Below are 13,959 nucleotides of genomic sequence, written 5' to 3'. Positions count from 1 at the left end.
TTCCGCGGCTTTATGCAAGCCGCCAAATACGGCATAAGGGAGTTTTCGCAAATGAAAGTATTGGTAATCAACGCTGGCAGTTCTTCGCTGAAGTACCAGCTGCTCGACACCGAGTCGGGTGAGGTAATGGCGAAGGGCCTGTGCGAGCGCATCGGCATCGACGGTGTGCTGACCCACACCGGCAACAAGTCCGATGAGAAGTTCAAGTTTGACATCGCAATGCCCACCCACAAGGAAGCGATCCAGTCTGTTATCAACATTCTGCTCGATCCGGAAAAGGGTGTCATCTCCTCTATGAGCGAGATCGACGCAGTAGGTCACCGCGTTGTACACGGCGGCGAGTTCTTCTCGGACAGCGTTATCATCACCGAGAAGGTCCTCAAGGCTATCGAGGACTGCGTACCGCTGGCACCGCTTCACAATCCGCCTAACCTGACCGGCATCGAGGCTTGCCGCGAGGTTATGGGCCCGGATGTTCCGATGGTCGCAGTATTCGATACCGCATTCCATCAGACCATGCCGCAGTCCCACTATATGTACGCAGTACCGTATGAGTATTACGAGAAGTACAAGATCCGTCGTTACGGCTTCCACGGCACCAGCCATAAGTACGTTTCTCAGCAGGCTGCTGAGATGCTCGGCCGTCCGCTCGAGGAGCTGCGCCTGATTACCTGCCACCTCGGCAATGGTTCTTCTATCTGCGCAATCAACGGCGGCAAGAGCTTCGATACCTCCATGGGCTTTACTCCGCTGGACGGTCTGCCGATGGGCACCCGTGCCGGCAACATCGACCCGGCTATCATCGAGTTCCTGGCTGAGCACGAGCACATGGACGCACACGAGGTCATCAATATCCTGAACAAGAAGTCCGGTATGCTGGGTATCTCCGGCGTATCCTCCGACTTCCGTGATCTGGACGCTGCAGTTGCTGACGGCAACGCGCGTGCTGCTCTGGCTAAGGATATGTTCAACCTGTCCGTTAAGAAGATCATCGGTTCCTACGTTGCTGAGATGGGCGGCGTAGACGCTATCATCTTCACCGCAGGCGTAGGTGAGAACGACCGTTCGGTTCGCTGGGATGTCTGCGAGCACCTCGAGTACCTCGGCATCAAGATCGACCCGGAGAAGAACAAGTACCGCGGCAAGCAGATGGATATCTCCATCGACTGGGCACGCGTTCGCGTTCTGGTTATTCCGACCAACGAGGAGCTTATGATCGCCAAGGATACCGAGCGTCTGGTAAACGAGGCCAAGGCTCAGTAAGCCTTTCGTCAATTAGACAAATATGGGGGCGGAGCATAGGCTCCGCCTCTGTTTTTGCCCGGAGAGGAAACTTTTATGGAGCAAATTGATATCCCGCAGGAGCGCCGCTACTGCTCGAAGCTGGGATTTTCCGTGCTGGCGATCATGCTGTGGTCGATCCTCTGGCAGTTCGGCCTGTACTGGCTGGATGGCTGGATCCTGCCGTTCCGCATACCGGAAACGCTGTATTATCTGCTGCTGCTCGTCGGACATTATGCGGTATCGCTGCCGATTGTGTTCTGTTTGTGGCGTAAAACACCGCCGATGCCGTTCTGCAGGGAGCGGGCAGGCGCAAAGCGCATGGGCCGGTGGTTTGTCATCGGCTGTGCGCTGATGTGGCTCGGTTCGCTCATCGGCACGAATATCAACGACATGGTCTACACCTTGACCGGACGCGATCCGGTCGGCATGGTGGACGAGAGCTTTTCGCAGATGTCCATGACGGCCATCGTTCTCGGTGCCTGCATTATCGGTCCGCTGTGTGAGGAGCTGGTGTTCCGCGGCCTGCTGGCCGGCCGTCTCGCGCGGTACGGGCAGAAGCCGGGCGCATTCATTTCTGCGCTGCTGTTCGGCCTGTATCACGCCAATCTGGAGCAGTTTTTCTACGCCTTTGCGCTCGGTCTGCTGCTGTCCTATGCGTACTACCGCACCGGACTGCTGCGTACCTCGGTGCTGCTGCACATGCTGTTCAACATCATCGGCTCGGTGGTGCCCATGCTGCTGCCGGATACCATAGCCGCGCAGTCGGCGCTCGGTCTGTTCTGGATGGCAATGCTGGTGATCGGCATGATCCTGCTCGTTCGCGGCAGAAAACAGCAGGTCTGGCTGCACGGACCCTGTGCGCCGTCGCTTAAAGCCGTTTTGCAGAATGCAGGTATGTTTCTGCTGATCGTCGCCTGCTTTGTACAGACCGTGTTCAATTATCTATAAGGAGGAACGTCCATGCGGGTAGACCTGCATATGCACACCGGATATTCTGCTGACGCCCAGTATCCGCAGTCCATCGACGATAAAATTCACGCCTGCGAGCAGGCCGGACTGGATATCATCGGCATTACCGATCATCTGGATTTTCTTCGTTCGGGCGGCACGCGCGACAACCGTGACCCGGAAGTCTGTGCGCGCGAGGTATGGGAAAAGCGCCGTCCGGCAGGGAACAGCGGTATTGAGGTTCTGGCGGGTATGGAGATCGGCCAGCTGCACGCCACACCGGATGCGGACGATTTTGTCCGCACGCATCCGTTCGATATGGTCATCGGCTCGCTGCATGCCATGCCGAACGATCTGGATATCTACTTTCACGACTTTCCCAATATGGACTGCGACAAGTTCCTGCACGAGTATTTCGATCAGCTGCTGCTGCTCGAGGAGCACGGCGGTTTTGATGTGCTGGCGCACATTGACTATCCGCTGCGCGTGATGAAGCACGGCGACTATATCCCATCGTTTGACAATTATATGGACCGCGTCCGGCAGGTGCTGCGCTCGTGCATCGACCACGGCTATGCGCTTGAGCTGAATGCTGCCGGCATTGCGGGCTGGCAGAAAAAGGTCGGTCCACCGCAGGATATTCTGTACGAATACAAGCGCATGGGCGGCGAGCGCATCTCGATCGGCTCGGATTCGCACACGCTGGACACCGTGGCGCGCGGCGTAGACGACTGCGTGAAGAATGCACTCGACGCAGGCTTTACTCACGTTACCGTGTTCCGTGAGCGCAAACCGGTGCAAATCGCACTGAAATAAATGTAGAGGCTGAAACAACATGCTTTTTAGACGAAAACAGGAAATTACACACGCGGATACGACTGTTCGTGCCCGTGCAAAGATCAACTTGACGCTCGACGTCACGGGACGGCGGGAGGACGGCTACCACACGGTGGAGATGGTCATGCAGTCGATCGCGCTGCACGATACCGTGCGCGTTACCACCATTCACGGAGAGAAAAAGCCGCGCGGCATCGTGCTGAGCTGCAGCCTGCCGTTTCTGCCAACCGACGAGCGCAATCTGGCGTACCGTGCGGCGGAGCTGTTCTACAAGGAGACCGGCGCACTACTCGAAACCTGCGAGATTCATATCGAAAAGCGCATTCCGGTTGCGGCAGGTCTGGCGGGCGGCTCGACGGACGCGGCGGCTGTACTGCGTGCGCTCAACGCATTGCATACAGCCGGTCTGACCGACGACGAGCTGTGCGAGATGGGACTTAAACTGGGTGCCGATGTGCCGTTCTGCCTGCGCGGCGGCACCATGCTGGCGCAGGGCATTGGCGAGGAGTTGAGCCTGCTGCCCGATATGCCGCACTGCTGGGTCGTGCTGTGCAAGCCGCCGTTTGCGGTGCCGACCAAGGAGGTCTATCAGGAGATCGACAGCGTGGATATCCTCGAGCATCCGGACAACAAGGGCATGATGGCTGCACTCGATCAGGGAGATTACGAGGGCGTGTGCGCGTACTTGTCCAACGTGATGGAGACCGTTACGGCGGCAAAACGCCGCCAGATCGGCGAAATCAAGTCGTTTCTCGCAGAAAACGGTGCGGACGGTACGCTGATGAGCGGCTCCGGCCCGACCGTGTACGGCCTGTTCTCGGATGAGAGCCGCGCCAAAACGGCAGCGAAAATGCTGCGCCGCCGTTTCGCAGATACATTCCTGACGGAAACCTGCAATTAAACGGGTATAGAAAGCCGCCTTTCGGGCATACTGGGTACACCGGATGCAGGAAGGCGGTTTTGTTATGCAGAAACAGGATAGAAAGGCACTCGCGGCAGTGCTGACAGCGGTTTATGTGCTGTTCTGGTCGGCGTTTGCGCCGCAGAGTCCTCGTGCGGCATGGTGGTGTACGGCGTTCTCCATCACCTGCGAGGAGGCGGCAGGTGAGAGCAGAACAGGCAGCGACCGGGTGGAATTTCGGTCACTTCTGGCAGACTTGCTGCTTCACAAAGATAACACTTAACTTTTCAGTCGCTCTATGGTATAATGACACAGTGAAACACGAAATTCATTTGCCAACGGAGGAAATTTATGAAGATCATTAACGAAAAGGGCAAGCTGTTCGGCATCATCAATGTTGTCGATCTGCTGGTGCTGGTCGCTGCGATCGCTGTCGTAGCCGGTGTCGGCTACAAGCTGTTTGCCAAGCAGATCAAGGAGGTTGCGTCTCCGCAGGTCTCCCTGACGATGACCGTCCGTGTACGCGGTGCAACGCCGTTCCTGGTAAACGAGGTGCAGCGCAACAGCCAGGTAGGCAAGTCGCTGGTGAACGGCAACAGCTATGTCAATGCGCAGATCACTGATATGAAGATCGATGATTACAATCAGCAGGTTACCACCGCTGACGGCCGCATTGTAACGGCAACCGATCCGGAGAAGAAGGATCTGGTATTCACCATCACGACCAAGGTTTCCAAGGGCACGCCTGCACCGGCCATCGGTACGCAGGAGGTGCGTGCAGGCCGTACATTCATTGTAAAGACCAACGATTTTGAGACGACCGGCAACATTGATTCGGTCGATATTGCGGATAATTAAAGCCTATGAAAGCGTTATTTGAAAACAGTCTGTTCGTGCGGCTGTTGATGTGTCTGCGCGCATGGTACCACGAGGGCGCTATCGCGGGATTCTTTAACCGTATCCGACAGGCGTACCCAGGCTCGGTATTCTGCCGTCTGTGGAATAAATTCTGCGCGGCACCGATATGTACCTCGGCGAACAGCATCTATGCGCGGATTCTGGCAGCGCTGCGCCGGTTTGTCGAAAAGCTGGGCGGAATTGCGGCAAACAGCCTGATCTACCGCATCTGCCTTGCTGTCTGGCGGCCGATCGAGCGTGTCGCAGGCGGCGGCCTGATCGGCAGAGCCTGCAGGTTCGTCGGCATGCGCGGTCTGCTGCTCATTTGCCTGGCGATGTATCTGCCGCTCGATTCCGCTGTCCGCTGGGTGTCGGATGCCGGCTATCTGCCGTCGTTTGTGGCATCCGTGTGGGATGAGTGCCTGATGCTTGCCGCGTTTGCGTACATCCTGTGGCACATGGCGATGAAGCGTGCGCCGCTCGGCTCGCGTGCTACGCCGGTGGACGCATATCTGCTGCTGTTCATCGCGGTCGGCTTTTTCCTGATGTGTGCGGTTTCTCCGAATACGCATATCGCGGTAGCGGGCTACCGTGCGGTTGTGGAGTACCTGTTCTGGTTCTTCCTCGTCACCCGCCTGATTGAGAACGACCGCGATTTCGCGGTATTCTACGGTGCGCTCGTCGTGATGGCGCTCTGCATTGCGGCGCACGGCATTTACCAGTATATCGTAGCCGCGCCGATCCCGTCGAGCTGGGTCTCTCAGACCGAGGCCAGCGTGCGTACGCGCGTGTACTCGCTCACCGGCAGCCCGAATATCATGGGCAGCCTGCTGGTGCTGTTTGCCCCGATGGTGGCAGGACTTGCATATTACAGCAGTAAAATGTGGGTCAAGGTGCTGGCTATCTGCGCGACCGGCATGATGTGCCTGAGCTGCATTTTCACCTTCTCCAAGGGTGCCTGGGGCGGTCTGGCAGTAGCCGTTGTGATTTTCGCCATCTTTCTGGACCGCCGCCTGATCACGCTGATGGGCGTGGCCGGTGTCGGTGCACTGCTGGCAATCCCGTCTATTGCGAACCGCATCACTTATCTGTTTACCGCGGATTACCTTGCTGCAAGCCGCCGTGCAGGTCGTGTCATTCGCTGGTCCAAGGGTCTCAAGCTGCTGCAGGAGAGCAATCCGGTGCTTGGCTTCGGCCTCGGCCGCTTCGGCGGCGCGGTTGCCATGCAGAACAAGGTCATCGAGGAGACCAAGGATTTCTCCTACTTCTACATGGATAACTATTATCTGAAAACGCTGGTCGAGATGGGTTATCTCGGTCTGGCGTTCTTCATCCTGCTGCTGTTCGGTCTGGTGCTGTGGAGCCTGCGCTCGATCGGCCGTACCGGCTACACCAAGGGCGACCGCACGCGCGTGCTGGCGGTTTCCATGTTCGCAGGTATGTGCGGCGTGCTGGTGCACTGCTACTTCGAGAATATCTTCGAGGTGCCGTATATGATGGCGTATTTCTGGAGCATGGCGGCAGCGGTTATGTACCTCGGGTACTTCCGAAAACGAAAAACCTGATTTTTTTAGAGAACCTTCGTGAGAGGGTTCTCTTTTTCTAGGCACCGACTCGGCGAGGCATACGAACCGCGCAGGCGGTTCGCCCTTAACGGGCGGGGAGTTTTCGCTTGCGATCAAGCGGGGGGATTCGCCGTCTGCGGACGGCGGGAACGTTGCGGCGCCGCCGCGGGGGCAAAAAGGAAGGGACACCTACGGTTTCCCTTCCTCTTTGAACTCCTACCTTTCCCTTGTTAGGATAGATTGGGTGCAGACGGTAGACTGCGTAAGCAGGAAAAGGACACGGCAGTCGGGTTACTCTTGCGTGTCTTTCTCCGCCTTTTCGCAGTTCACAGACAGCGTACTGCTACACATACGGGCTACTCTGCGCAGGCGCGGCATGACCGTGCCGCGCAATTCGTGAGCGCGTTATAATAGACAGGGTCTGCGAGGATAAATTGTACCAAACGCTTAATTCGCAGGTGCCGTGCGGTATAACGTGTTAAAGAGTTGCGCGGCACTGTCATCCCCCAGGGGGCCCTCTCTTGCCCTACGGGCAATTCACCTTGTGCCGCGCCTGCTGGAAGTAGCCGACCTGTGTAGCAGAACACTATCCGACCCTGCGAACAGGTCACGAAAAACACGGAAGAAAAAATCCTCTGCCGTTCCCCTGTTTCGCAGCGGTCACATGTAGGTAATCTGCGTCAGATTAGGAAGCAAGGGAAAGGTAGGAGTCCAAAGAGGAAGGAAAACCGCAGGTTGTCCTTCCTTTTTGCCCCTGCGGCGGATGCCGCACGTTCCTGCACTCCGCAGAGCACAAATCCCGCTGAATCGCAGGCGAAAACCTCGGTTTAACATAGATTTTACTCGAAAACACACACTTTACTTAAACTTAACGAACTCTCGCTTTTGCATTTTACAAAACTTCCGTAAGATAATCTTGTAACAAAAAACGAAGACGAATGTAAAAGGAGAACTAATTATGAAAAAGAGCATTTCCATGCTTCTGGCAGCACTGATGCTGACCGGTGCACTGAGCGGCTGCGGAGGCAGCTCCTCTTCCGATTCTTCGGATTCCCAAGCAAGCGGTAATGACAGCGGCGTATCCGGTGCAATCACCGTTATCTCACGTGAGGATGGTTCCGGTACGCGCGGCGCGTTCATCGAACTGACTGGTGTAGAGGAGAAGAACGACGCAGGCGAGAAGATCGACAATACCACCGCGGATGCCGAGATCGCCAACAAGACCGATGTTGTGCTGACCAGCGTAGCAGGCAACGAGAAGGCTATCGGCTACATTTCCCTCGGTGCGCTGAACGACACCGTAAAGGCTGTCAAGGTAGACGGCGCAGAAGCTGCCGTAGATAACGTAAAGGCAGGCACCTACAAGCTGTCCCGTCCGTTCAATATTGCAACCAAGGGCGAGCCGACCGGCGTAGCCAAGGATTTTATCAACTTCATCCTCTCCAAGGAAGGTCAGGCTGTTGTAACCGATAACAAGTACATCGCTGTTGACGACAATGCAGCAGCCTTTACTTCCGACGGTTCCTCCGGCCAGATCGCAGTTGGCGGTTCCTCCTCGGTATCCCCGGTTATGGAGAAGCTGATCGAGGCGTACAAGGCTGTAAACCCGAACGCAAGCATCGACCTGCAGACCTCTGACTCCACCTCCGGCATGACCGGCGCAATGGACGGCACCTTTGCCATCGGCATGGCATCTCGCGAGCTGAAGGATGACGAGACTGCACAGCTGACCGGCACCGCCATCGCGCTGGACGGCATCGCAGTAGTCGTAAACCCGGCGAACACCATTGACGACCTGTCTATGGATCAGATCAAGGGTATCTATGTCGGTGACATCACTGACTGGGGCGATCTCGCGTAAGCGAATTCACAGACTGATAAAACAGGGCGAAGCGATTCGCCCTGTGCCTGTATAGGAGAAAGATTTATGAAAAACCTTCGGGAAAACCTGATGCACATGGTATTTTTCCTCTGTGCGCTGACCTCCATCTTTGCGGTGGTGCTCATCTGTATTTTCCTGTTTGCGAACGGTGTGCCTGCCATGAAGGAGATTGGCCTGCTGGACTTCCTCACAGGCGCGAAGTGGAAGCCGGGCAACGACATTTACGGCATCCTGCCGATGATCCTCGGCAGCCTGTACATCACCGCCGGTGCGATCGTTATCGGCGTGCCGATCGGTCTGCTGACCGCGGTATTCATGGCATTCTACTGTCCGAAAAAGCTGTACGGTCTGCTCAAGCCGTGCACCGAGCTGCTGGCCGGTATTCCGTCCATCGTATACGGCTTCTTCGGCATGGTCATTATCGTACCGGCAGTCCGTGCGGTGGCAGGCGTGTTCGGCGCGGATATCTCCGGCTCGTCCATTCTGGCGGCGTCCATCCTGCTCGGCATTATGATTCTGCCGACCATCATCGGTGTGTCCGAAGCGGCGCTGCGTGCGGTTCCGATGAGTTACTACGAGGGCGCCGTTGCCATGGGCGCACGGCATGAGCGTGCCATATTCACGGTTATGGTACCGGCTGCCAAGTCCGGCGTGCTGGCTGGCATCGTGCTCGGCATCGGCCGCGCCATCGGCGAGACTATGGCGGTTATCATGGTAGCGGGCAACCAGCCGCGGCTGACCGGCAGTATGCTCAAGGGCATCCGCACCATGACGGCAAACATCGTGCTTGAGATGGGCTACGCCACCAGCCTGCACCGTGAGGCGCTTATTGCGACCGGCGTTGTGCTGTTCGTATTCATTCTGCTCATCAATCTGGCATTCTCGGTTCTCAAGAGGAGGAAGGAAGCATGACAAGAGAAGCTGTCTCTGCTGCAAAACCGGCAGTGCGCGTACAGGCAAAGACCGAAAAGGTGCACGGCGCCGCATCTGCGGCTGTGCTCAAGGGTTTGGTGTACGGCGCGGCTATGCTGACTTTTGCGGTACTGCTGTTCCTGCTCGGCTATATTCTGGTGACGGGCATTCCGCATCTCAAGCCGTCGCTGTTTCAGTGGAATTATACCTCTGAGAACGTCTCGATGATGCCTGCCATCCTCACTACGGTTGAAACGACCGCGCTGGCACTGCTGCTGGCCGTGCCGCTCGGCCTGTTCACCGCCGTGTACCTGAATGAGTACGCCAAGCGCGGCAATAAGCTGGTAAACGTCATCCGCATCACGACCGAGACGCTTTCCGGCATTCCGTCCATTGTGTACGGCCTGTTCGGCATGCTGTTCTTCGTCACCAGGCTGCACTGGGGATACTCGCTGCTGGCCGGTGCGATGACGCTGGCGATCATGATCCTGCCGCTCATCATGCGTACCGCTGAGGAAGCACTGATTGCGGTTCCGGATTCCTACCGCGAAGGCTCGTTCGGTCTGGGTGCCGGACGTCTGCGCACGGTATTCCGCATCGTGCTGCCTGCTGCGGGTCCCGGCATCCTGTCCGGTGTTATCCTCGGTATCGGACGCATCGTCGGTGAGACCGCGGCGCTCATCTTTACCGCAGGCACCATGGCACAGATTCCCGGCCTGTTCCAGTCCGGCCGTACGCTGGCCATCCACATGTATGTGCTCTCGGGTGAGGCGCTGCACATGAACGAGGCAAATGCTACCGCAGTTGTTCTGCTGCTGGTGGTCCTGCTGATGAATACGCTTTCCGCTCTGGCAGCGAAAAAGCTGACCAAGAAGTAAATGGAGAATGAACATGGAAAATAAGATCGAAATTCACAATATGAATCTGCATTACGGCGATTTTCACGCCCTGCACGATATCAATCTGGATATCAAGGAGAATGAGATCACCGCATTCATCGGACCGTCCGGCTGCGGCAAGTCTACGCTGCTGCGTTCGCTCAACCGCATGAACGATCTGGTGGAAAACTGCCGTATCACGGGCGATATCATGCTTGACGGTCAGGATATCTACAAGAACTGTGACGTCAATCTGCTGCGCCGCCGTGTCGGCATGGTATTCCAAAAGCCGAATCCGTTCCCGATGTCGATTTATGACAACATCGCCTATGGTCCGCGCACGCACGGCATCAAGAGCCGTTTGCAGCTTGACGAGATCGTCGAGACTTCGCTCAAGCGTGCCGCTATCTGGGAGGAGACCAAGGATAACCTCAAAAAATCCGCGCTGTCCATGTCCGGCGGTCAGCAGCAGCGTATCTGCATCGCGCGTGCGCTTGCCGCAGACCCGGAGGTGCTGCTGATGGACGAGCCGACCTCTGCGCTTGATCCGATCTCCACCGCGAAGATCGAGGACCTTGTGCTCGAGCTCAAAAAGGATTATACTATCGTTATGGTAACGCATAATATGCAGCAGGCCACCCGTGTTTCGGATACGACCGCATTCTTCCTGCTTGGCGACATGATCGAAGTGGATGACACCGAAAAGCTGTTCTCCATGCCGTCGGACAAGCGCACGGAAGACTACATTACGGGGAGGTTCGGCTAATGAGAAACCGTTTTGACAATCAGCTTGCGGAGATGAACAATGAGCTGATCTCGATGGGAGCACTGTGCGAAAACGCAATCGCCAGTGCGGTAAAGGCTCTGCTTGAGGGCGATATCAAGCTGGCGGCGGCCGCCATCCGCATCGATCAGGAGATCGACCGCAAGGAACGCGAAATCGAGTCCATGTGCCTCAAGCTGCTGCTGCAGCAGCAGCCGGTGGCAAGCGATCTGCGTCTGATCTCCTCCGTGCTGAAAATGATCACGGATATCGAGCGTATAGGTGATCAGGCAAGCGATATTGCGGAGATTGTAACGTATCTGTCCGGTGCGTGCGGTCACAACACGCATATCGACCAGATGGCGCAGGCAACCATTAAAATGGTGACCGACAGCCTGGACGCGTTTGTCCGCCGTGACCTGACCCTTGCATGGAGCGTTATTGAATATGATGACGTGGTAGACCGCCTGTTTGACGAGTGCAAGAGCGACCTCATCGCGGAGATCGCGCAGAACCCGGAGGACGGCGAGCGCGTACTCGATGTGCTGATGATCGCCAAGTATCTGGAGCGTATCGGCGACCACGCGACCAATATTGCCGAATGGGTGGAGTTTTCCATCACCGGCTCGCATAAAAGTGCAATGCACGGCGCGGAAGCGGCGGCACGCTGACAGAAATCGGAGTGTAATATATGATATACTGTGTGGAAGATGATGCGGGTATCCGCGAACTGGTGGTGTATACACTGCGCAACACCGGTTTTGAGGCTGACGGCTTCGAGGACAGTGCGGCGCTGACCGCTGCTCTGAAAAAATGCAAGCCGCAGCTGATTCTGCTGGATATCATGCTGCCCGGTGAGGACGGCATCACTATTCTGCGTCGTCTGCGCGCAGCGCCGTATACGGCGAGGGTTCCGGTCATTCTGCTGACTGCGAAAAACACGGAGTACGACAAGGTAGTCGGTCTGGACACCGGTGCGGATGATTACATTCCCAACCGTTCGGCATGATGGAGCTGATCGCGCGCATTCGTGCGGTCCTGCGCCGCACCGAGGATATGCAGGACAAGGATGAGCCGCGTCCGCTGGTAGCCGGCGGCATCTGTGTGGATGAGCGTGCTCACACCGTATTCGTTAACGGGCAGGAGGTGCAGTTGACGCTCAAGGAGTACCAGCTGCTGTGCCTGCTGATGAAAAAACGCGGTGCCGTGCTCACGCGCGATGTGCTGCTCGAGAATATCTGGGGCTATAATAATGAAAGCGAAACCCGCACGGTCGATGTGCATATCCGCACGCTGCGGCAAAAGCTGGGCGCGGACGGTGCGCTGATCGAGACTGTCCGCGGTGTCGGCTACCGTATGGGAGAGCACACATGAGAAAGCGCGTATTCGGCAGCATTTTTCTCACGTCGCTTGTCACGCTGCTGCTGACGACCGGGCTGCTGCTGCTGGCGGTTCACGCCGGTCTGACCAATGATATGCGGCAGCGGCTGATAACGGAGAGCAGCTACCTGTCTGCGGTGGATGACATTCGGGAGGAACTGGAGGAGTGCGGCTCGGTGTACGCCGACCGTTTGACGCTGGTCGCGCAGGACGGCACGGTGCTGTACGACAACCGCACGAATGCCTCCGAGATGGAGAACCACGCCGTCCGTCCGGAGATTGCGGCGGCAGAGAAGAAAGGCGCGGGTGAGGACAACCGTCTGTCCGAAACCTTCGCTGAGCAGACGTTTTATTACGCGGTCCGTCTGAAAAACGGCGATGTTCTGCGTATTTCCGCAACTGCGGACAGCGTGTTCGGCGCACTGTCGAATGCGTCACCGTGGATTGTGCTGATCATCCTGCTGACGCTGTTGGTTGCAGCTGTGCTGGCAGGCTGGCTGACCGGTCTGTTCCTCAAGCCGATCGAAGCGCTCGACCTGCATGATCCGATGAAGGGCGAAGCCTATGACGAGCTGTCGCCGCTGCTGCACCGCATGGACAAGCAGAACCACAAAATTCAGGCGCAGATGGACGAGCTGCAGCGTCGTCAGGCTGAGTTTGACGACATTACGGCCCGCATGGACGAAGGTCTGGTGCTGTTTTCCGGCAAGGGCATGATTCTGTTCGCCAATCACGCTGCGCGGGCGCTGTTTCCGCATGACAGTGCGGAAAGAAGCTATCTGACGCTGTGCCGCGATGCGAATTACATTCAGGTGGTCGAGCAGGCGCTCGACGGCAAAGGCGCGCACGGAAAACTTGAGCGGAATGGCCGCATTTATGAACTTACGGCAAGCTCGGTGGAGGAGAACAGCGCATGGCACGCGGCCGTGCTGCTGATCGTGGATATTACCGAGCGCGAGCGTGCCGAGCAGCAGCGGCAGGAATTTACCGCCAACGTGTCGCACGAGCTGAAAACGCCGCTGACCAGCATCATGGGCTACGCGGAGATCATCGCGGGCGGCATTGCCAAGCCGGAGGACGTGGCGCCGTTTGCGGGCAAGATCCGCACGGAAGCGCAGCGGCTGCTGGCGCTCATCGAGGATATCATTCATCTGTCCCGACTGGATGAAGGCGGAGAAACGGTGGCCTTTGAGCCGGTGGAGCTGTCCGCACTCTGTGATACTGTGCGCGACCGCCTGCAGAGCAAGGCAGCAGGCAAGGGCATTGCGCTGCACATCGAGGGAGAACCGGCTGCGGTTTCCGGTCAGCGCCGCACGCTTGAGCAGATGATCTTTAATCTGACGGATAACGCCATCAATTATAATAAGCCGCAGGGCAGCGTGACGCTTGTGACCGGCACAGAGAACGGCCGGCCGTTCGTGCAGGTGGCGGATACCGGCATCGGTATCGCACCGGCGGACCAGCAGCGCGTGTTTGAGCGGTTCTACCGCGTGGATAAAAGCCACAGCAAGATGACCGGCGGCACCGGACTGGGGCTTTCGATTGTCAAGCATGGTGCGGCACTGCATCATGCGGAGGTTGAACTGAAGAGTGTACTCGGCGAGGGGACTTGCATTACTTTGCGGTTTCCTAAAGAATGAAATGCGCTCTGGCGGAGCGGTGGGAGACGCCGCGCCCCGCGGCGGGGCAAGAGGGTAGACACCTACGGTTTC

The 13,959-nt window shown here is 57.3% G+C and carries 13 protein-coding genes and 1 pseudogene; all 14 read left to right on the top strand.

Annotated elements, in window-relative coordinates; genetic code table 11:
- Positions 1–51 precede the first annotated feature (51 nt).
- On the top strand, positions 52–1,263 hold the full coding sequence (locus DXB00_RS05395; RefSeq protein WP_118360029.1) for an acetate/propionate family kinase: 1,212 nt from the start codon (positions 52–54) through the stop codon (positions 1,261–1,263).
- A gap of 75 nt (positions 1,264–1,338) precedes the next feature.
- Positions 1,339–2,232: a CPBP family intramembrane glutamic endopeptidase gene (locus DXB00_RS05390; protein WP_118564211.1), complete on the top strand. Its 894-nt coding sequence runs from the start codon at positions 1,339–1,341 to the stop codon at positions 2,230–2,232.
- A 12-nt stretch (positions 2,233–2,244) separates the two neighbouring features.
- Positions 2,245–3,048, top strand: coding sequence for a PHP domain-containing protein (locus DXB00_RS05385; protein WP_119214601.1), 804 nt, complete (start codon positions 2,245–2,247; stop codon positions 3,046–3,048).
- Between the two features lie 19 nt (positions 3,049–3,067).
- Complete coding sequence (ispE, locus tag DXB00_RS05380) at positions 3,068–3,970, top strand: 4-(cytidine 5'-diphospho)-2-C-methyl-D-erythritol kinase (protein WP_117751096.1); 903 nt, start codon at positions 3,068–3,070, stop codon at positions 3,968–3,970.
- Between the two features lie 64 nt (positions 3,971–4,034).
- Positions 4,035–4,253, top strand: a complete 219-nt coding sequence (locus tag DXB00_RS05375; protein ID WP_119214600.1) for a hypothetical protein — start codon at positions 4,035–4,037, stop codon at positions 4,251–4,253.
- A gap of 68 nt (positions 4,254–4,321) precedes the next feature.
- Positions 4,322–4,828: a DUF4330 domain-containing protein gene (locus DXB00_RS05370; protein WP_110435405.1), complete on the top strand. Its 507-nt coding sequence runs from the start codon at positions 4,322–4,324 to the stop codon at positions 4,826–4,828.
- Positions 4,829–4,833: 5 nt separating this feature from the next.
- Complete coding sequence (locus tag DXB00_RS05365) at positions 4,834–6,432, top strand: O-antigen ligase family protein (protein WP_119214599.1); 1,599 nt, start codon at positions 4,834–4,836, stop codon at positions 6,430–6,432.
- 958 nt (positions 6,433–7,390) lie between these two features.
- Positions 7,391–8,293 (top strand): substrate-binding domain-containing protein, encoded by a 903-nt coding sequence (locus tag DXB00_RS05360; protein ID WP_118728786.1) that lies wholly within the window; start codon positions 7,391–7,393, stop codon positions 8,291–8,293.
- A 66-nt stretch (positions 8,294–8,359) separates the two neighbouring features.
- Entirely contained in the window at positions 8,360–9,226 is an 867-nt protein-coding gene (gene pstC, locus DXB00_RS05355) for a phosphate ABC transporter permease subunit PstC (RefSeq protein ID WP_118728787.1), read from the top strand.
- Entirely contained in the window at positions 9,223–10,104 is an 882-nt protein-coding gene (gene pstA / locus DXB00_RS05350; RefSeq protein ID WP_118728788.1) for a phosphate ABC transporter permease PstA, read from the top strand. The genes pstC and pstA overlap by 4 nt, the downstream gene beginning before the upstream one ends.
- Positions 10,105–10,117: 13 nt before the next feature.
- Positions 10,118–10,870 (top strand): phosphate ABC transporter ATP-binding protein PstB, encoded by a 753-nt coding sequence (gene pstB, locus DXB00_RS05345; protein WP_118728789.1) that lies wholly within the window; start codon positions 10,118–10,120, stop codon positions 10,868–10,870.
- Entirely contained in the window at positions 10,870–11,538 is a 669-nt protein-coding gene (phoU, locus tag DXB00_RS05340; protein ID WP_116704734.1) for a phosphate signaling complex protein PhoU, read from the top strand. Before pstB ends, phoU begins: the two co-directional genes overlap by 1 nt.
- Positions 11,539–11,558: 20 nt before the next feature.
- Positions 11,559–12,241: pseudogene (locus DXB00_RS05335) on the top strand (winged helix-turn-helix domain-containing protein).
- On the top strand, positions 12,238–13,887 hold the full coding sequence (locus DXB00_RS05330; protein WP_118728791.1) for a sensor histidine kinase: 1,650 nt from the start codon (positions 12,238–12,240) through the stop codon (positions 13,885–13,887). The pseudogene DXB00_RS05335 and the gene DXB00_RS05330 overlap by 4 nt, the downstream one beginning before the upstream one ends.
- The last annotated feature ends 72 nt before the right edge of the window (positions 13,888–13,959 follow it).

The sequence above is a fragment of the Butyricicoccus sp. OF10-2 genome, from assembly GCF_003481925.1.
Lineage (GTDB): Bacteria > Bacillota > Clostridia > Oscillospirales > Butyricicoccaceae > Agathobaculum > Agathobaculum butyriciproducens.
Note: the sequence above shows the minus strand (reverse complement) of the source record. Positions and strands in the feature narration are given on the sequence as shown.

Coding starts and splice junctions, on each gene's coding strand:
- DXB00_RS05330 (WP_118728791.1), top strand. CDS start 12,238: ATGAGAAAGCGCGTATTCGGCAGCATTTTTCTCACGTCGCTTGTCACG.
- DXB00_RS05360 (WP_118728786.1), top strand. CDS start 7,391: ATGAAAAAGAGCATTTCCATGCTTCTGGCAGCACTGATGCTGACCGGT.
- ispE (WP_117751096.1), top strand. CDS start 3,068: ATGCTTTTTAGACGAAAACAGGAAATTACACACGCGGATACGACTGTT.
- pstA (WP_118728788.1), top strand. CDS start 9,223: ATGACAAGAGAAGCTGTCTCTGCTGCAAAACCGGCAGTGCGCGTACAG.
- DXB00_RS05365 (WP_119214599.1), top strand. CDS start 4,834: ATGAAAGCGTTATTTGAAAACAGTCTGTTCGTGCGGCTGTTGATGTGT.
- DXB00_RS05375 (WP_119214600.1), top strand. CDS start 4,035: ATGCAGAAACAGGATAGAAAGGCACTCGCGGCAGTGCTGACAGCGGTT.
- DXB00_RS05385 (WP_119214601.1), top strand. CDS start 2,245: ATGCGGGTAGACCTGCATATGCACACCGGATATTCTGCTGACGCCCAG.
- DXB00_RS05370 (WP_110435405.1), top strand. CDS start 4,322: ATGAAGATCATTAACGAAAAGGGCAAGCTGTTCGGCATCATCAATGTT.
- phoU (WP_116704734.1), top strand. CDS start 10,870: ATGAGAAACCGTTTTGACAATCAGCTTGCGGAGATGAACAATGAGCTG.
- DXB00_RS05390 (WP_118564211.1), top strand. CDS start 1,339: ATGGAGCAAATTGATATCCCGCAGGAGCGCCGCTACTGCTCGAAGCTG.
- DXB00_RS05395 (WP_118360029.1), top strand. CDS start 52: ATGAAAGTATTGGTAATCAACGCTGGCAGTTCTTCGCTGAAGTACCAG.
- pstB (WP_118728789.1), top strand. CDS start 10,118: ATGGAAAATAAGATCGAAATTCACAATATGAATCTGCATTACGGCGAT.
- pstC (WP_118728787.1), top strand. CDS start 8,360: ATGAAAAACCTTCGGGAAAACCTGATGCACATGGTATTTTTCCTCTGT.